A 17,311-nucleotide genomic window follows, 5' to 3' on the forward strand; every position below is an offset into this window, starting at 1 on the left:
GATTTGTCACTAGTAACTTGTCACTAGTAACTTGTCACTAAAAAAAGTGATTTAACTGCTGGTAGGTTTGATTTTTTTTTGTATCTTTGCACGGAAATTTATAGAAGTGCCAATAGGTGACTTTTATAAATAAAGGCAAAATAAAGAATACATTCATACATAAAAATAATGGCACAAATAAAGGCGGCTGAAGTTTCAGCGATTCTTAAGAAACAATTAGCAAACTTCGATGCGTCGGTATCTTTAGAAGAGGTAGGGACGGTATTAGAAGTAGGAGATGGGATTGCTCGCATTTTCGGTCTCTCCAAAGTGGAAAACGGAGAGCTTGTCCATTTCGAATCAGGACAAGAAGGAATGGTGCTTAACCTTGAAGAAGATCACGTAGGGGTGGTACTCCTTGGTTCTTCTACCCAAATAAAAGAAGGGGACACCGTAAAACGTACCAAAACCATCGCCTCTATCAAAGTAGGGGAGGGGATCGTAGGACGTGTAATCAATACCTTAGGTGAACCTATTGACGGTAAAGGCCCTATCTTAGGCGAACTTTACGAAATGCCTTTCGAGCGTAAGGCGCCAGGGGTAATCTATCGCCAACCCGTAAATGAACCTTTGCAAACAGGGATTAAGGCTATTGATGCTATGATTCCTATTGGGCGCGGTCAGCGTGAGCTTGTAATCGGGGACAGACAAACAGGTAAGACTACCGTATGTATCGATACCATCCTCAACCAAAAAGAGTTCTACGATGCAGGTAATCCAGTGTATTGTATCTATGTAGCCATTGGTCAAAAAGCCTCTACTGTAGCAGGGATCGCTAAAACCTTGGAGGATGCAGGAGCACTTGCCTATACTACTATCGTAGCGGCCAATGCTTCTGACCCAGCACCAATGCAGGTATATGCTCCTTTTGCAGGGGTAGCCATAGGGGAATACTTCCGTGATACAGGTCGCCCAGCGCTTATTATCTATGATGACCTTTCCAAGCAAGCCATGGCTTACCGTGAGGTATCCCTCTTGCTTCGTCGCCCGCCTGGACGTGAAGCCTACCCTGGGGACGTGTTCTACTTGCACTCTCGCCTCTTGGAACGCGCTGCTAAGGTGATCAAGGACGACAATGTAGCCCACAATATGAATGACCTCCCTGATTCTATCAAACACCTTGTAAAGGGTGGTGGTTCTCTTACCGCACTTCCTGTGATAGAAACCCAAGCTGGTGACGTTTCCGCTTATATCCCAACCAACGTGATTTCTATCACCGACGGACAGATCTTCCTTGAGTCTGACTTGTTCAACTCTGGGGTGCGTCCAGCAATTAACGTGGGTATCTCTGTATCCCGTGTGGGAGGTTCCGCTCAGATCAAGTCTATGAAGAAGGTAGCAGGTACCCTTAAGCTTGACCAAGCACAGTTCCGCGAATTGGCGGCTTTTGCTAAGTTCGGTTCTGACCTTGATGCAGCTACCAGCAACGTGATTGAGAAAGGAAAGCGCAATGTGGAAATCCTTAAACAATCTTCTAATACTCCATACAAGGTAGAAGACCAAGTAGCGATTATCTATGTAGGATCTAAGAACCTATTGCGCCAAGTTCCAGTAGAGCGCGTACGTGAGTTTGAAAAAGAATACTTGGATAACCTTCGCACAGCTCACCAGGATACCCTTGCAGAACTCAAAGCAGGAAAAATCAATGATGAGATTACTTCTGTATTGGAAAAAGTAGCTAAAGAGATAGCTCAAAATTATATCGTGAAATAATCATTTTTGATTTATAGATAGATTACTAATATTGCCTTACGCGCTGTAAGGCAATATTTTTATAAAGCAACACGCCCTGCATAACCTGCAAGGCGTGTTATTTTATTAGTTACTTGTTATTAGTTACTTGTTACTTGTCATTAACTCAATGAACTGGTCAAAAAGATAGCTTGCATCATGAGGGCCTGGAGCTGCTTCAGGGTGGTATTGTACGCTAAATACGGGGCGGTTCTTTAGGCGAATACCCGCTACAGTACCATCATTGAGGTGTAGGTGGGTGATCTCTATATTGGGGTTCTTTTCTGCTAATTCCTTATCAACAGCAAAACCATGATTCTGGGAGGTAATCTCACTCTTGCCTGTAAGGAGGTTCTTTACAGGGTGGTTGATTCCTCTGTGGCCATTGCGCATCTTATAGGTAGGAACCCCTTGGGAGAGGGCAATGAGCTGGTGACCTAAGCAAATGCCAAATACAGGTTTACCACTGTCAATAACTTGCTGAGTAAGTGTAATGGCCTCGGTTAGTGGCTCAGGGTCACCAGGGCCATTGGAGAGGAAGAAGCCATCAGGAGCAAAAGCATTGAGTTCTTCAAAGGTAGCTGTATGAGGGAATACCTTGATATAGGCACCACGAGCCGCCAAGTTGCGCAATATATTGCGCTTGATACCTAAATCCAAGGCAGCCACACGATAGGGGGCATTTTCATCTCCTACAAAATAAGCCTCCTTGGTGGATACTTCAGGGGCTAAGGCCAAGCCCTTCATGGACGGTTGCGCCTTGAGCTGGGCTTTGAGTCCTTCTATGTTGTCCACTTCGGTGGAGAGTACCGCATTCATACTCCCATGATCACGTATGTAGGACACCAAGGCACGAGTATCCACATCGCTTACTACAAAGAGATTTTGTCTTTCAAGGAAAGCACCTAAGGACTCTTCACTGATAGGGCGGGAGCCATACTCGCTAAAGTTACGACATACAAGGCCTGCAATTTTCACCCCGTCGGATTCGTTTTCTTCAGAGAAAGCCCCGTAATTGCCTATATGAACGGTAGCCGCTACCATGATTTGCCCGAAGTAGGAGGGGTCGGTAAAGATTTCCTGATAGCCAGTCATCCCTGTATTAAAGCAGATTTCACCAAAAGCACTACCTTCTTTTCCTACGGCTTTTCCATAGAAAACAGTGCCGTCCTCCAAGAGGACAATTGCTGGTTTTTTTTGTGTATATTTCATTTATTTAAGAAATAAATCTATATTCGTTGTTTTAAAGACATTTCTTTTTGGTCTTGAAATTTATCAGAACTAATAGTTGGTAGCACTATAGTGTCTGTTCCCAAGGGCTGTAGTGGCTTTGAAGATATATTTTCTTCATTTGTCTCAGGGGCAATTTCTTTGAATCCATAGGAAAGAGATAACTCATATAATTCTTCGGGAGTTATATTGTCAAAAAAGTTATCTATTCTCTCTTTTACATCAGCTAATTTCATAATTATTATAGATTAATAGGTTCAACTTGTTTTTTCTTTGTGGAGATGATATTTTTTGTAGGGTCAAAGACAACACATATAGTACAATTACAAGTCCTAAGATTTATTTTGTATTTTCGCTCTTTTTCGAACTTTATGTAAAAATTACCTTTTACTATATCAATAGGGAGAATTCCTTTATCTCTTGCCATATTAATTAGTAATCCATCATAAAAATCCAATCCTTTTCCTGTTTTTCTTAAAACATTTAAATATCTATCAACTAAATAGATTAATATTTTTATTCCTTCTTCTTGAGTTAAATCTAATAGATTTTCTTTATTTATTTGGATTTCAGATTCAAGCACTACAATATTAGTGTATTTATATTTCTTGTTTTCATTATCCCAAGACTGTGCTTTTGCCCATTCTTTGGCTAAATTCTGAGTATCAGAGGAAAGACCATTTATAAAAAAATAGACACCATCCCCTAACCAGTGTTCATCTCCTATTGATTTCTGATAGTTAGATTTAAGTATCTCTTCAGAGCTATCAAGATCTGTGCCATGATGTCCTTTTAGATAAATATAGTTCATATGAGGATATGTCAGATGAAAATTCTATGCTGCAAATATACGTCATTTTTCTGACTATACTTGGTTTTTTAATTAAATTTTGATAGCCTATTTTGCTTTTAAGGAAAAGTAGATTTCCTAAGTTGGTTTGGGCTTGTAAGGCTATGTTTTTCACTAAGAGAGACCTTATCCCAAATAAAATAGCATTGTTTTTACTCTGTGAATTTCTCTAAAGAGGGTATGTTTTTCAGGTTATTCTCTCCTATTTCAGAGAGGGAAACTTCTTGTATCTTGTTATATCCTTTTTGAGAGTTCCAAGTGTCTTTATTTGCTAATTGGATACTATATTCCTTTCTTTTGGAAAGAGGCTCTCGCGGATCGGGTAGGTTTAGGTAGATAGTATATTTTCCTTTGCTCATAACACGTGGTAGCAAGAAAGTAGTCTTTAGGGTACTTGTTTTTCCGGCAAACCAGTAACGAGGGTCATCGGCTAAGGTAATTCTATATTTCTCATTAGGATTTTCTTCAGATACGAACAATAACTCTACGCTACGAGGGTTGAAAGGAGATGCCCATCCCGTATTTTTCAGTAGTAATTCTATCTGATAGGGGCTTCCTATTTTGGGATTTTTGGTGAAGTAACCTTTCATTAGAGAAAAGCGATAACTCAATCGCTTTTGAATTTCATTGAGGCATTTTCCTTCCTTCCATTGTTTGAAAACATCTTGATGATAGTCTCGATTGAGGTAAGACCAATGATATTGAGAGAATTGGGCTAAAGCATGGCTACATGTCGCTAGGGAAGAAAGTGCACAAGTCTCTCCTCCCATAGCAGTATATTTGCTTTCTGTCTCCCAATAATTTCTATATGTGAGGTTATTAGCAAAGGTGCCTCTATCATCTTCGTCTGCCAAAAAACAGTCATTATGGGCGGCAATACGAGCCAGAGGTGTTCCCTTGAAGGCTGTCGAAAGGCTGAGCGTATCCTTTGGGGTGATACCTTGGGTAAGGAGTTTGGCCTGAGGTGTACGCACAGCAATCATTCTATCAGAGGGGAGTGCTTCCAAAAGAGCTGAAAGAACGCGTGCTCTGGGAGCATACGCCTCCTCTTTAGGTTTGTATACATAATTATCTGTATAGTACCATTCTCCCCACACACCTACAAAACCAGCCTCCATCAGACAAATTACGTCTGAATATTCTTGGAGGATGGGTTTGAGTTGAGCTATATGTCTTTGGGTAATCTCCCAAGGGGCATCCCAAGGTCTTTCTTCTCTAGAAGAAGTATAAGCAAAGCGCACAATAGCCTTATTCCCTCCTTCACGCAGCACCCGCATATTGTGGCGGATTAGCTCAAGAAAAGCCTCAGATATAGGTTTGTCACGGAATTCCTTTAGATAGTATATAGTGAACACAAGGGAGATGCCTTCCTCACGATATTTCTGGATATCACTTGCCGAGAGCATTTCGTTCTTGCTTGCAGAGAAACCGCGATGCGTATAGAATCCTCGTTCAGGATTAAGGATATCTGCTTGGCTTTCGGTATACTGTTTCATCTGCATTTGACTATAATCTGTAGCAGCAGAAGATGTTGCTTCAGAATTCGTTTTCTCACAATTGGCAAAGGACAGTAGACAGAATGGTAATAGGAGGATAGGTTTCATGGAGCAACTACTCTTTTAGATTTTTTCTTCTTATGAAGGATACTATACCTAAGACAATGACAAAGATGGCTGCATAATAGACAAAGTTTGGAGTAATGACTTTCTCTCCGCTGGCGTAGCTATGTAGTCCTGAAAGGTAGAAATTAACCCCGAAATAGGTCATCAGGATACTGGCAAAGGCTACCACACTGGCAAAGTTAAAGCCCCATATGCCACGTAAGGAGGGGACAATACGCATGTGAATGACAAAGGCATAGACCATGATACTCACCAGCGCCCAAGTCTCCTTCGGATCCCAGCCCCAGTAGCGTCCCCAGCTCTCATTAGCCCACTGGGCACCCAAGAAGTTCCCAATGGTGAGCATGATAAGTCCCACGGTAAGGGCTAGTTCATTGACGATAGTTAGTTCATCTACTACACCCTTGATTTTTTCTCGGTTCTTCGCCGTGGTGACAATCATGAGTAAGAGGTTAATAGCCCCTAAGATCATACCCAAGGTGAAAGGGCCATAGCTACCTACAATCACCGCCACATGGAGCATCAGCCAGTAGCTGTTGAGTACAGGCTGTAGGTTGCCAATGGAAGGGTCAAGCCAGTTCCAGTGGGCAATCATCAGGATCATGGAGGTTACAAAGGCGGTGGAAGCGAGGCTCAGTGGTGAGCGACGGGCGAAACACAATCCAATACCCATGGTAGCCCATGCCACATAGATCATACTCTCATAAGCATCACTCCATGGGGCATGGCCTGAGATATACCAGCGGAAAGCAAGCCCTGCGGTATGTAGGGCAAAGAGGAAAAAGAGCAATCCTGTACATACTTGGGTGGTGATACGCAGTGCCTTGCGCTCCTTAAAGATACGCGCGATAAGCACGACAAACATGATTGTTCCTACATATAAGTACCAGCTAAAGAGGCTTTTGAAGACATCATACTTGTTGTAAAGTATCTCGGCTTCTATCTGTTTTTCGGAAGGAATTACCGCCTTACCTACGGCGCGCTGGTTCTGCTGGAGTACAGTCAGGATCTTATCCGCATCGCTGTAATTGCCTGTCTCCACGGCATCTTTTACAGAGGAGAGGTACCAGCGGAAAGCGTGCTTGATAAAGCCTGCTTCGAGGGTGTCCTGCGTATAGGTAGGATTCTCGTAGATGTCCAATGGGGAAATCCACTTGTTGTTAGGGCTGTCCTTCAGTGGGAAAATGCGCAACATACTCCCCGAAAGGGCGCGTTCCAAAAGATGCATCTTGGTATCTACTTCCTTGAACTCCTTTTGGAATTGGTTGGGGTTGGAGGTGGAATAGGCCTCCACTAAGTAAGGATTGAGTTTGTTGTTATATTCCTTGTCCAAGAAATCCAAAGCTCTTACGCGCTTAAGGCCTTTTTCTACGCCTAAAATCTTGTGTAAGCTGTCGTTATCTTTTTTGATATAGAAGAAATCCACGTTGTACCATAGCTGACGATTCAGCAGCATGGAGAGGAATACCTGATTGGCGTCCAGTCCGCGGAAAGTATCAGCCTTGCTGACTTTTCTGAGCAATTCAGAAGCAAAGGTATTGATTGGCTTCATACGGCCATCTTCGTCTTGGATTACCAAGTGAGCAAAGCGGTCGGCATGTTCCTTCTTGACGGTAGTGGCCTTGATAAGCGAGTCTATCTGCTTGGGGGTCAGTTCAAAAGAATCATGTTGGGCATAGGCGCCTACGGAAAAGAATAAGGCCAAGAGGGTAAGAGCACCTCGGCGTTTGTCATAGAGCTTTTTGAGCTTTTGACTGAGCTGGACAAAGCGTGTCTTTCCGAAGAACATACTGGCGATAAGACCTATATAGAGTAGGGTATAGCCTATGTAAGTGAGCAAGGTACCCCAAAAATCATGATTGACAGAAAGAATAGTCCCTTTCTCATCGGGGAAGAAATTGGCTTGGAAGAAGCGATAGCCCTTATAGTTAAGGATATGGTTCATGTAGATATCATATTTAAAAGTTTCCTCTGGGGAGGTTACGGTCACTTTACTCTTGAAAGAGGAGTAACTACGCTCGGTGCCAGGGTATTTGTCAGCGATGAAGTCATCCAACTTTACTTTGAAAGGCAGGGGTGTACGCACCGAACCATAGCTTAGGTGGAAGGTAAGTCCGCCTACCTCTGTTGAGGAGGGAGGGTTGATCTCATCACGCCTACCAATGACCTCTACTTCCTTTGTTTCACCTTCGCAGGTGATACTCATCACAAGGGCACTGAGATCACCTGCATTTTGTTTTTTCTCAGGGATAGAGGTCATGACCATTTTCCCTTTTTGCATTGGCTCAGGGAGAACAAAGCGCATGCCGCCTATGTTGTACAAGCAGCGGTATTGGAGAGGCTGCATACTATCTTTGGCTACCTCAAACACCTTTTGGTCTCCCATGGTCATATAACTACCCATATAAGGGGTATGAATATAGCTCCCTTCAGGGGTTATTTGTAGGTTGATAGCTCCTTCGGTAGGGTTGTTCAGCGAGATGGGCAGGCCATGGAAGTTTTCAGTAGCACCACTCTTGAGGTAGTGTTCGTGTCCCTCTCCGCCAGCGGCCTCTACAATCTTCAGATAGAATTCACCTTGGGGATCCGCTACAAAGGTAGCCTCGGCATGAGCGATAAATCGCTTGAGGTCTATACGGAAATCCTTTCCCTTGAAGTCAGAAGACCAGCTATAGGAATTGGAAGTAAATTCGGAGAAGAGCACCTCGGTTTGTTTGGCTTTGCGTAGGGGTTGTCCCTCGTAGGAGCCATCTACCTGGGCGGTGATATAGGTCAGCTCCGAGGTATAAAAGTCAGCCTCCTCTCCCTCGCGTAGGGCGAGCTTACCTTCGTCGCTGATGTAGCGGGTAACGGCAGCCCCCACGATGATGAAGATCCAAGAGGCATGCAGGACGAAAACCGCCCAATTTTCGCGCTTGAGCAGGCGATAGCGACCAATATTCCCGATAAAGTTGATGACAAAAAGCGCCATGATGAGTTCAAACCACCAAGCGTTATAGATCCAGATTTTGGCTGTGTCGGTATTATACCAAGTTTCCACAAAAGTACCCATAGCAAGGGCAGCCCCATAGGCCAAGAAAAGCACTGCCATTAGGCGAGTAGAAATAAGGAATTGCGTGAGTTTTTTAAGCATTTTTTGAGTAATTTCCTAAGGGGCAAAAATACGAAATATAATGATAAAAGGCAAACAAGTTTTGAGTTTTGAGTTCTGAATTTTGAGTTACGACACTGACCACGCATTGCCAACAACTAATCACTGTTAATTAACTTCATTTTATTATTGCAAAATATTGTTTTTACCTCTAAAATGTTGTAATTTTGCATTCTGAAAATTAAGAGGTAAAGGGTTATAGCAGACAGATCCTGATCTCTGAAATCCTTAACTAACTATAACTCATGAAAAAACAACTCATTCAAGCCCTTTGGGCTATTGCCAATGGGCAACCCCAACAGCAAGGAGAGAAAACAGTCTATCCCTCCATACGCGAACAACTCAGTGCGATCAAGATGCTTATGTCCTTAGGCGATTGGCAGGAGCTGCCTTCTGTAGGCTCTATAGAGGACGAAAAGCCTGTCCCCCAAGCCTTACCTTGCACTGCTAAAGATACCCCTGCCGAACAACCCTCTGATTCTGAAGCAGTGAGAACACCTCAAAAAACAGTGAATATAGCTCAGCAGACAACCAATATACCTCAACAGGTAACCAATACACCTCAACAGGCAGCCAAACCCATAACTGGTTATAGACGTACTTATCAGGAGTGGTTTGCTCAAAATGAATTGCTTGAAAAACTGTTACTTGAAGAGAAAGCCAAAAGAACACAAGCCAAATTAAGTAAAAAGACAAAGTCTAAAAGTATACCGCCAGATTCTTCTGTATAGGAGACTATAGTTGTATAATTTGAAAAACTTGAGCTTATTTTTTATTATCTTTGCCCCAAAAAGCAATTATGAAAAAGACAGTCTTTATAGTGATTTATCTTTCCCTTTTGGGTTGTGCTTCCCGACAGATAGCAACCTCCGACAAAAAAGAGGTCTTATCGCACCAAGAAGAGGTTATAACAAAAATCCCTAATAAGCCCTCACTCAAAGGGCAGGTAAAGCGTTATAAGGAGCGCAGTTATACCCCTATCTTCCAAAAGCTATCTCAAAAGGATTCTATTTTTTCCCAATGGAGTGAGACACCTTACTTTGAGATAGAATACCTCTTTGATCCCAAAGGAAATATAGTAAAGGAATGTCAGCAAGTGAAAGGGCAAACGGATTCTTTGTATTATATATCCGAGAGTAAATATTTGTATAATGAGAAAGGAAAATTGATGCAAAAAATCTTCAAAGAAGGAGATTTTCCTGAAACAGATAATAATCAATATAAGCATATATATTATACGAATTATATTTACGATGGTAAAAATAGGCTAATAGAGGAAGAAGAATGCGATTCGGATTTACTCAAAGGAGAAAAAGTTATATATACTTATGACGAATATGGTAATATTATAGAAAAAATTTCATTTACTGATAAAAATAATTATTTCTATAAAGAAATATATAATCATGATAATGAAAATAGACAAATAAGTTATAAAAAAATATATGTAACTAATGGATATGAAGAAGAAATAAAAAAGAACACATGGAAGTATGATAATTTAAATAGAGTTGTTGAAAAATATGTTTATGAATTGAGTACAACGCAATATAAAGAAGGAACACTTATATATGATAATACTATAAGATATTATAGATACAATACTAATGGAAAACTCCTTGAAATAAGAGATAAATATCTTAGTGATAGTATATTAGCTCAAGGTGCCACTCAGGGGCATACTTATTATGCGTATGATTTAAAGGGTAATCTATTATGTGAGTCTAATTTTGGAGATGGGAGGCTTTCTTGGCGCAAGTGTTATGATGAGTGTCAGCACCTTGTAGAAGAGGTTTATGTTAGTCAAGAAGGAGAAATCTATAATAGGCAGTACTATTATCAAGAAGATATATATCATAATTCTATAGAAAGACTTGTTATAAATGAGGGTCCTATAGAATTATATAGATACGAGATAGCGTATTATTAAGGAATAAAATTCTCTTTAGTCGTTTGTCATTTATTATTATTTTTGTATTTTTGCGACAAAATAAAAGACTCTATGGAATTATACTACGCCTTTTCAGTAATTATTGTTTTAGCTGCTGTGTTCTCTTATCTGAATGTCAGGTATGTAAAGCTCCCGATGACCATTGGGATCATGGTGATTGCCATGATGGTATCGGTAGGGATTCGCCTTTTCGGGGGGGCTATCTTTTCGGGTTTAGCGCATAGGTTGGAAGCATTCTTAGAGGGGTTTAATTTTACAGAAATCCTAATGAGTGCCATGCTTAACTTCCTACTTTTTGCAGCGGCCTTGCATATCAATGTCTCTGACCTAAAAGAATATAAGCTCCCGATCCTCACTTATGCGACGATAAGTGTGGTACTTTCGGCTTTCTTTATCTCAGGATTACTCTACTATATTGCCTCTTGGATAGGGATAGATATCCCTTATGTCTATTGCTTACTTTTTGGTACGCTCATCTCACCTACCGACCCTATTGTGGTTTTGGGCGTACTCAAGCAGGCCGATGTCCCTAAGCGTATTGAGACAAAGATCACAGGTGAATCTCTCTTCAACGATGGGGTAGCCGTAGTGATGTTTGCCGTAGTGCTTAAGCTGGCTACCGACGCCACTTTTGAACCTTCATTTAATGCTATAACCAAGCTCTTCCTTTTGGAAGCAGGGGGAGGGATATTTTTAGGGGCTATCTTGGGTTGGATTGCCTCCGAGATGATGAAGAAGGCCGATGACTACCATGTGAGTGTTTTGGTAACCCTTGCGGTAGTGATGGGTGGTTTCTTGATAGCCAAGGCTTCTCATGTGTCTTCGCCTTTGGCGATGGTTATTGCAGGGCTTTTTGTAGGTAATGTAGGCAAGAAGGCCAGCAGTGAGGAGAATAGGGATTACCTGAGTAAGTTTTGGGCGATTGTGGATGAAATCATGAACGCTATTCTCTTCCTCTTTATCGGATTTGAGATGCTTTTGATAGATAATTTAGACAAACAGTTCCTCTTGGGCGGGATTGCCATTGTGGTATGTCTTTTGGGTCGTGCCTTGGCGATTTATATCCCAGCTCAGACAATCTTGCGCAAGGTTAGCTCCTATTCGCGAGGTTCCCTTATTACCATGGTATGGGGTGGGGTACGTGGCGGCGTTTCTATCGCTTTGGTGCTTTCTATACCTCAGGATCAGGGGGTGATGAAGGAAACCCTCTTGCAGGTTACTTATATAGTGGTGCTCTTCTCTATTTTGGTACAGGGACTTACCGTGGGTAAAGTAGCCAAAGATGCCTTGCACCGAGACGAGGTGATGATTCGCCTTAAGCGTATAAAAGCCGCACATCAGCGCAAGTTAAATACACAAAACGATTTGTAAATGAAATGAATACACGCCATTGGTTACATATACTTAACCTATTTGCTTTAGTCTGTTACTCTTATGCACAAGAGAGGACAGATTGGGAGCGTGAATTTCTACACAAGGGGGTAAAAACACTTCGTATCAGGGGCTACCATGTCAAGGAAAATGGGGCAGTAGCTCAAAAGGGGGCGCTTCTGGCCGAGATGAACATAGAAAAAACCTTTGACGCACAGGGTAACCTTGTCAAGGAAATATTCTTTGACGAGCGCAATGCAGAGACCTTGCGCTACGAATATACCTATAGCAAGCAGAAGGTAAAGAAATACAAACTACACTTGGATCCCCAAAAGGAGAAAGTAGGCATTACAGTGTTCAACTGTGATGGGAGAGGCAATGTAACCAAAGAAGAAACCTATGACGGGGAAGGGGTTTTGCTCTATTCTGCCTTTTTTGTCTATGACGATGCAGGACGACAGACCGAAAGCAATTTTCTTAGGGAGGATTTCTCGGCTAAGTTCATCTCTACCTATGACCATAGAGGGCGGCTCTTAGAACAGGAGCAAAATATAGTGGATAAGGGGGAGAATATTCTCAATAAGGCCAAATATCGCTACAATAGCCATGGGGATTGTGATCGAATCCTCTCGCTGCTCAATAGAAATTTTGCTCAGAAGAAGAGTTTTGAGTACAAATATGATAAAAAAGGCAATTGGATAGGACGCTTTGAATACCAAGATGGCAAACCCACAACGATTATTGAACGACAGATAGAATACTTTTAGAAAGTAAAAAGTAAAGGGTAAAAGGTAAAAAGTGGGTATGAGCGGGGTAAAGGCATAATAGCGTAAACAAGGTAGAGGCGTGAGTTTATGGCGATTTATGGCATCTGTTATTATATCTTATAAAAAGAAAACTATAATATGTATAGAATCCTCTTAGTCTTTTTAGCACTTCTTTTGTGGGGATGCCCAAAGCATACACCTACCATTACGGAATTGCCTCTGACCGATGAGATAGAGCAAAAACTCTATAACCTCATCAGTTGTGCGCGTTTTGACTTAGATAAGCGAGCAGAATTTGAGGAATCTGGTTATTACTATGTTTATAATGCTTGCCCTATAGAACGGAATCCCTTTGGCTGGGTAGATGTGTACCTTTTTCCTAAAGATGAGCAGTTTGATCTGAAAGTAGTACAGGCGGCTATGTACAGAGGTGATGAACAAAAGTGGGTGGATACAGTCTTTGATCCAATAAAAGACATGTCTGCTGAACAAATAGCTCAGCATTTCAATGTGATGCTTGTCGTCATGGATAAAAAATATTTACAGCCCTCTTCTGACCCATCGGGCTATGAAGCCAAAATTCCAGCTAAGTATGCCATCTATAGCCTTAAGGATGGCAAATGGACAAAAGCTCCCTTGATTGAGATATCCGATAAGTTATGGAAGATTTATAACTATATAGTATCCATAGATGAGCAATGGAAACTGCTGATGAAACCTGATGTGGATAGGGTGCATATAACCGATATCCCCGCATTTGTTAGGCGTATAGAGTTGGCAGGTGACTATAGAAAAGATCAAGAAAAAGCGGCAGACCTCAATGGTGATGGCTACAAAGATCATATCTTTGTCTTTATCCCCCAAGGAGAAGGGGTAGAAGCCTCCTTGTATGCATTGCTGCTAAGTGAAGGAGAGGACAACTACCGACTGCTTTATGATCTCTGCTATTACCCTTCCAAGCAGAAATATAGTAATCACTTCAATTTGGTAACCAAGGGGAAGTATTTTACTATAGAACACCAGATTAAGAACTTAGAAGAGGACAGTGATGATAACCAAGATTATTATATCACCTTCCAAGTAGAAAAAGACAAGGCGTTACTACATCGCTTGGGGATCATCTCCTACAAAGACGGAAAAAAAGAACAACAATTCTCTACAAAAGACTTTGGTGAGATTCCTTTTGAACATTTTTCTTTTGAAGAGTACTACTTTGGCTATGGAGAAGAAGAAGGAGAAGAAGAAGGAGACGAAGGATGGTAGAGAAGAATGCGCTTTTCTATTTGCTCTCGTTCTACAGTATAAGGAATCTCCTTGGTGAGTGCTATTTTATACTGCTCCTGAGCCTCTTTGTATTGCCCATTTGCCCAATAGGCTTCTCCCAATAGGTAATAAGCTTTCCAATAATCGGGGTTTAGGCTCGTAAGAGTTCGATAATCAGTAGGTTGTATAAGTGCTTTCTCTCGCAATTGCTTAGTAAGCCTCTCTTCCAGCTGTCGGTATTGCTCATAATCCTTATAGGCTTGGGTTTGCATAAAAGGATCGGCAGGGATATTCCGCTGGGTCTGTGGATATGCCGTATGGGGAGCGAATGTTTCTCCTTTGAAAATCTCCTTGAGGTCATAGGCTATGTATTCGCCCAGCTGATAGGGAGCGGTGGATACCCAAGCGATGCGCTCTTCGGGTGAGAAGATCACACTATGATAGGCCAAGAGTTGGTTTAGTGCCTTCTCATTGCCATAGCCTATAGCTTTGCCCTTTAGCCCTTCGGTATTGCGCAGGATAGCGGCTATACGTTCGGGGGTGAGGGTATCGCCTTGGGTGAGTTCCTGTAGCTTCTTATAACGGTAGGCGGTATGGGTTTGTTGGATTTGCTTGCGGTTCTTTTTGTCCTTGGCATAGGGGGTACTTTGGAAGTGATTGGTACAGAGTAGTAGCCCATTATCGACCTCATATACACCGAATTTCTTTGGGGATACTTCTATGATGACAGCCTTCTTTTCTTTGGAGCTACCTACCATAATCGCCTCGGAGACAAATACTTTTCGTTTTTTGGCAATAGCAATAGCTTCCTCAGTAGTGGAGGCAAATTGCAATATTTCCCTACATAGGAGCGAAATAGGGGTGCGTGCCTTCAGGGGTATATTGGACTTACCTGCATTGATAGTTACTGTAAGCCCTTCGGTATTCATGCCCGACATGACTCCGAGCATACCGCCCCACGCATAGGACATAAAGGGATAACCCTCGGTAGGACGAACAAAACGGACGAGCTTCTCAGTAGCGAAATCGTCCGAGAGGTAAAAGTCAAAATTGCGGCCGATAAGCAGCTTGCCGCCTTGGGTATGAGTTCCCCAAGCAGCCAAGGAGGAACAGCCTACCAGCATCAAATCTTGTAAGGCGTGGCCTATGTCATGAGCTGAGTGTAGGTATAGACTCCGTTCGTACTTGGGGGCAATGTAGTTGAAAAGGCTATCGGCATAGCGGGATTGCCCATAAAGTTCTGCCCTATAAATAGGGAGGATATAGTGGTCAATATCTCGGTTGAACCACTTAAGGAAACGGTAGAGAAAGTGCTGTTTGCGCTCGGAGGGAACAAAGTCTTTTAATTTGCTGAATAATAAGCTGTCTTGTCTATGATAAAGTCTTTGGGTAAGTGCGCCAGAGTTGAGTCCTAATTGCAGAGGATTGCCTGAAAGGTATAGCTCCCATATTCCTTGTTGGTTTCGGATAAGATAGTTATCCTCAAAGTAGTATAAGGAATCCTTAATGTGCGCTACCACAGGTGTTTGTGCGGAGTATGAAGAGACATCGGGCGGACTTATTTTTCTGTGGAAGACCCCACAAGAGCAAAGCAAAAGAAGGAGTGTATAACAGGCATTTTTCATGAGTATAAAGGGTTAGCAATCAGCCTTAGGGTGCAGTAATAAGTGCGTGTCAGCAGGGGAGAGGTAAGCAATCCCCAGCCCCAGACCACGTAGGATAAAGAGAATCCCAACGATAATAACCACTATAGGTAGCCACTGGTTCAGCTGGCGGCGCAAGGCCACAGGTAGGAAATCTCCCAAAAGTACAAGCAGGAGCATCAGTGGAATGGTACCCAGCCCGAAAGCCGTCATATAGCCCATACTACCCCATAGGTTTCCCATAGTCAAGGCGCCAAAGAGGGCGGTATAGACCAAACCACAAGGCAGAAATCCATTGAGAAAACCTATAGTGAAGGAACTTGAAAGTGTCTTTTTTGTCAGCTGTTGCCCTAAAGCGTTCTTGAGCAAGGCAAAGCCCTTGAGCAAAGGGTTCTGAACGCCCTTTAGTGAGAAATGAAAGAGCGAAAAGAGCCCCATACTCACCATAACAAGCCCAGCCAAGATGGAGAACTCTTGCTGGTATTCGGCTATAAAAAGTCCTTCCCCTACCAAGCCAAAGAGAAGCCCTATAAGGCTATAGGCGAGGGTCTTGCCTGTGAAATAGACACCTAACTGTAGGTAGCGAAAGCCCTTGTGCTGCCTTTGCAAAGGAATCAACAAGGCAATAGGGCCACACATACCCACGCAGTGTAGGCTGCCCACAAGGCCTAAGGTGAAAGCCAGCAGGTACATCTAATAATTGACTTTGTCAAATAAGCTCAAGTAATTCTTTCCCTCAAAGCCGTATTCCACGCGGATATTCCAGCGCCCCTTTGTGAGCAGCTTGTTGGGAATCAGCAGCGAACAACCATCAAGGGTCGTGATCGGTAGGGTAAAGTCCAGTTTGCTATCCGATGGGCGATAGCAAAAAATCACCCCGATGACTTCTTTGCCTGTTACAGCAGTAGGGAAATCAAGGCGAATGCCCTCTTTGGCGCCCGTAGTATAAGCAATATCCACTTGCATATGAGCCTCTAAGGTTTGTTTTTCGGCATCTATATTCTTTTGGAAATCCAGTTCTTGAGCGTAATAGTTCTCAGTAACCAGTTCATGATCATACTTTTTATCCACTAAAGTGATGATAAAAAAGTACATAATAAATCCAGCAAAGGCCAAAATAGCCAAAAGAATGCCTGTGCCCCAAGTAAATTTCATAGGTATCTTTTTTGTGAGCAAATTTACTACAAAAAAAGGAATTGTAGCTCATAATTCTATAGATTTTTTTGATAGTAATACGCTCGGTTCTGAAAAATAATTAGTACCTTTGCCGAAAATTCTGAACTATGAGTTACAATGTATGAAACACAGTTTGTTTATATTACTCTTTATAGGCTTATTATAGTCAAACAGAAATGGTTTGCGAAAAATTAGCATGAGCAGGTGTAGGGGCTAATGGCAATTAGCCCTTGAAAGAGAGTGAATTAGGAATGAATCTCTTGGCTTATTTATTCGCATTTTATTCGCATTCTAAAATATGATTGACTTAAGTTGTTCTAAAGACCTTTACCTAGCCTGAAGCGATAGATAAGTAGAAGACAGGAAGTATATATGCGAATCAATAGTTAAAAATATCTGTATAATCTAATTCGTTAAGACGCAATAGATTGCGTCTCTACAGATAACTATGCTCATCAGGAGTTGTCTTAGCCAGCGTTAGGGTAGAGACGCAATTTATTGCGTCTTAGAAAGTTAG

The 17,311-nt window shown here is 42.1% G+C and carries 14 protein-coding genes; 6 read left to right on the plus strand and 8 right to left on the minus strand.

Annotation, left to right across the window (positions count from 1 at the left end):
• Positions 1-168: 168 nt before the first annotated feature.
• Complete coding sequence (gene atpA / locus HMPREF1154_RS08690; protein WP_009642217.1) at positions 169-1,752, plus strand: F0F1 ATP synthase subunit alpha; 1,584 nt, start codon at positions 169-171, stop codon at positions 1,750-1,752.
• A gap of 123 nt (positions 1,753-1,875) precedes the next feature.
• Here the strand turns inward: atpA and carA are convergent, their stop codons facing one another.
• The 5 genes from carA to ccsA all read right to left on the minus strand — a co-directional run bounded on the left by carA (position 1,876) and on the right by ccsA (position 8,605).
• A complete protein-coding gene (gene carA / locus HMPREF1154_RS08695; protein WP_009642222.1) occupies positions 1,876-2,982 on the minus strand; it encodes a glutamine-hydrolyzing carbamoyl-phosphate synthase small subunit in 1,107 nt (368 codons plus the stop codon).
• Positions 2,983-2,999: 17 nt separating this feature from the next.
• Positions 3,000-3,236, minus strand: a complete 237-nt coding sequence (locus tag HMPREF1154_RS08700; RefSeq protein ID WP_009642225.1) for a hypothetical protein — start codon at positions 3,234-3,236, stop codon at positions 3,000-3,002.
• A gap of 5 nt (positions 3,237-3,241) precedes the next feature.
• Positions 3,242-3,811, minus strand: coding sequence for a hypothetical protein (locus HMPREF1154_RS08705; RefSeq protein WP_009642209.1), 570 nt, complete (start codon positions 3,809-3,811; stop codon positions 3,242-3,244).
• Between the two features lie 191 nt (positions 3,812-4,002).
• A complete protein-coding gene (locus tag HMPREF1154_RS08710; RefSeq protein ID WP_034567214.1) occupies positions 4,003-5,454 on the minus strand; it encodes a DUF4832 domain-containing protein in 1,452 nt (483 codons plus the stop codon).
• A gap of 7 nt (positions 5,455-5,461) precedes the next feature.
• A complete protein-coding gene (gene ccsA, locus HMPREF1154_RS08715; protein WP_009642232.1) occupies positions 5,462-8,605 on the minus strand; it encodes a cytochrome c biogenesis protein CcsA in 3,144 nt (1,047 codons plus the stop codon).
• A 263-nt stretch (positions 8,606-8,868) separates the two neighbouring features.
• On the opposite strand from ccsA, the gene HMPREF1154_RS08720 reads away from it, so the two are divergent.
• The 5 genes from HMPREF1154_RS08720 (at position 8,869) to HMPREF1154_RS08740 (ending at position 13,975) form a co-directional block, all read left to right on the plus strand.
• Entirely contained in the window at positions 8,869-9,354 is a 486-nt protein-coding gene (locus HMPREF1154_RS08720; protein WP_009642214.1) for a hypothetical protein, read from the plus strand.
• 68 nt (positions 9,355-9,422) lie between these two features.
• A complete protein-coding gene (locus tag HMPREF1154_RS08725; protein ID WP_009642216.1) occupies positions 9,423-10,553 on the plus strand; it encodes a hypothetical protein in 1,131 nt (376 codons plus the stop codon).
• Positions 10,554-10,625: 72 nt separating this feature from the next.
• The gene (locus HMPREF1154_RS08730; RefSeq protein ID WP_009642224.1) at positions 10,626-11,945 is read left to right on the plus strand and encodes a cation:proton antiporter; all 1,320 of its coding nucleotides are present in this window, start codon (positions 10,626-10,628) and stop codon (positions 11,943-11,945) included.
• Positions 11,946-11,950: 5 nt separating this feature from the next.
• On the plus strand, positions 11,951-12,712 hold the full coding sequence (locus HMPREF1154_RS08735; protein WP_009642226.1) for a hypothetical protein: 762 nt from the start codon (positions 11,951-11,953) through the stop codon (positions 12,710-12,712).
• A gap of 138 nt (positions 12,713-12,850) precedes the next feature.
• Complete coding sequence (locus HMPREF1154_RS08740) at positions 12,851-13,975, plus strand: hypothetical protein (RefSeq protein WP_009642215.1); 1,125 nt, start codon at positions 12,851-12,853, stop codon at positions 13,973-13,975.
• Here the strand turns inward: HMPREF1154_RS08740 and HMPREF1154_RS08745 are convergent.
• The 3 genes from HMPREF1154_RS08745 to HMPREF1154_RS08755 are packed head-to-tail and all read right to left on the minus strand — an operon-like array spanning position 13,930 to position 16,773.
• On the minus strand, positions 13,930-15,600 hold the full coding sequence (locus tag HMPREF1154_RS08745; RefSeq protein WP_009642228.1) for an acyl-CoA--6-aminopenicillanic acid acyl-transferase: 1,671 nt from the start codon (positions 15,598-15,600) through the stop codon (positions 13,930-13,932). The two genes, HMPREF1154_RS08740 and HMPREF1154_RS08745, sit on opposite strands and share 46 nt — an antisense overlap.
• 12 nt (positions 15,601-15,612) lie before the next feature.
• Positions 15,613-16,311: a sulfite exporter TauE/SafE family protein gene (locus HMPREF1154_RS08750; RefSeq protein WP_009642213.1), complete on the minus strand. Its 699-nt coding sequence runs from the start codon at positions 16,309-16,311 to the stop codon at positions 15,613-15,615.
• Positions 16,312-16,773 (minus strand): FixH family protein, encoded by a 462-nt coding sequence (locus tag HMPREF1154_RS08755; protein WP_009642221.1) that lies wholly within the window; start codon positions 16,771-16,773, stop codon positions 16,312-16,314.
• Positions 16,774-17,311: the final 538 nt, after the last annotated feature.

Origin of the sequence: Capnocytophaga sp. CM59, assembly GCF_000293175.1 — a bacterium.
GTDB classification, from domain to species: Bacteria; Bacteroidota; Bacteroidia; order Flavobacteriales; family Flavobacteriaceae; genus Capnocytophaga; species Capnocytophaga granulosa.

Coding starts and splice junctions, on each gene's coding strand:
- atpA (WP_009642217.1), top strand. CDS start 169: ATGGCACAAATAAAGGCGGCTGAAGTTTCAGCGATTCTTAAGAAACAA.
- carA (WP_009642222.1), bottom strand. CDS start 2,982: ATGAAATATACACAAAAAAAACCAGCAATTGTCCTCTTGGAGGACGGC.
- HMPREF1154_RS08700 (WP_009642225.1), bottom strand. CDS start 3,236: ATGAAATTAGCTGATGTAAAAGAGAGAATAGATAACTTTTTTGACAAT.
- HMPREF1154_RS08705 (WP_009642209.1), bottom strand. CDS start 3,811: ATGAACTATATTTATCTAAAAGGACATCATGGCACAGATCTTGATAGC.
- HMPREF1154_RS08710 (WP_034567214.1), bottom strand. CDS start 5,454: ATGAAACCTATCCTCCTATTACCATTCTGTCTACTGTCCTTTGCCAAT.
- ccsA (WP_009642232.1), bottom strand. CDS start 8,605: ATGCTTAAAAAACTCACGCAATTCCTTATTTCTACTCGCCTAATGGCA.
- HMPREF1154_RS08720 (WP_009642214.1), top strand. CDS start 8,869: ATGAAAAAACAACTCATTCAAGCCCTTTGGGCTATTGCCAATGGGCAA.
- HMPREF1154_RS08725 (WP_009642216.1), top strand. CDS start 9,423: ATGAAAAAGACAGTCTTTATAGTGATTTATCTTTCCCTTTTGGGTTGT.
- HMPREF1154_RS08730 (WP_009642224.1), top strand. CDS start 10,626: ATGGAATTATACTACGCCTTTTCAGTAATTATTGTTTTAGCTGCTGTG.
- HMPREF1154_RS08735 (WP_009642226.1), top strand. CDS start 11,951: ATGAATACACGCCATTGGTTACATATACTTAACCTATTTGCTTTAGTC.
- HMPREF1154_RS08740 (WP_009642215.1), top strand. CDS start 12,851: ATGTATAGAATCCTCTTAGTCTTTTTAGCACTTCTTTTGTGGGGATGC.
- HMPREF1154_RS08745 (WP_009642228.1), bottom strand. CDS start 15,600: ATGAAAAATGCCTGTTATACACTCCTTCTTTTGCTTTGCTCTTGTGGG.
- HMPREF1154_RS08750 (WP_009642213.1), bottom strand. CDS start 16,311: ATGTACCTGCTGGCTTTCACCTTAGGCCTTGTGGGCAGCCTACACTGC.
- HMPREF1154_RS08755 (WP_009642221.1), bottom strand. CDS start 16,773: ATGAAATTTACTTGGGGCACAGGCATTCTTTTGGCTATTTTGGCCTTT.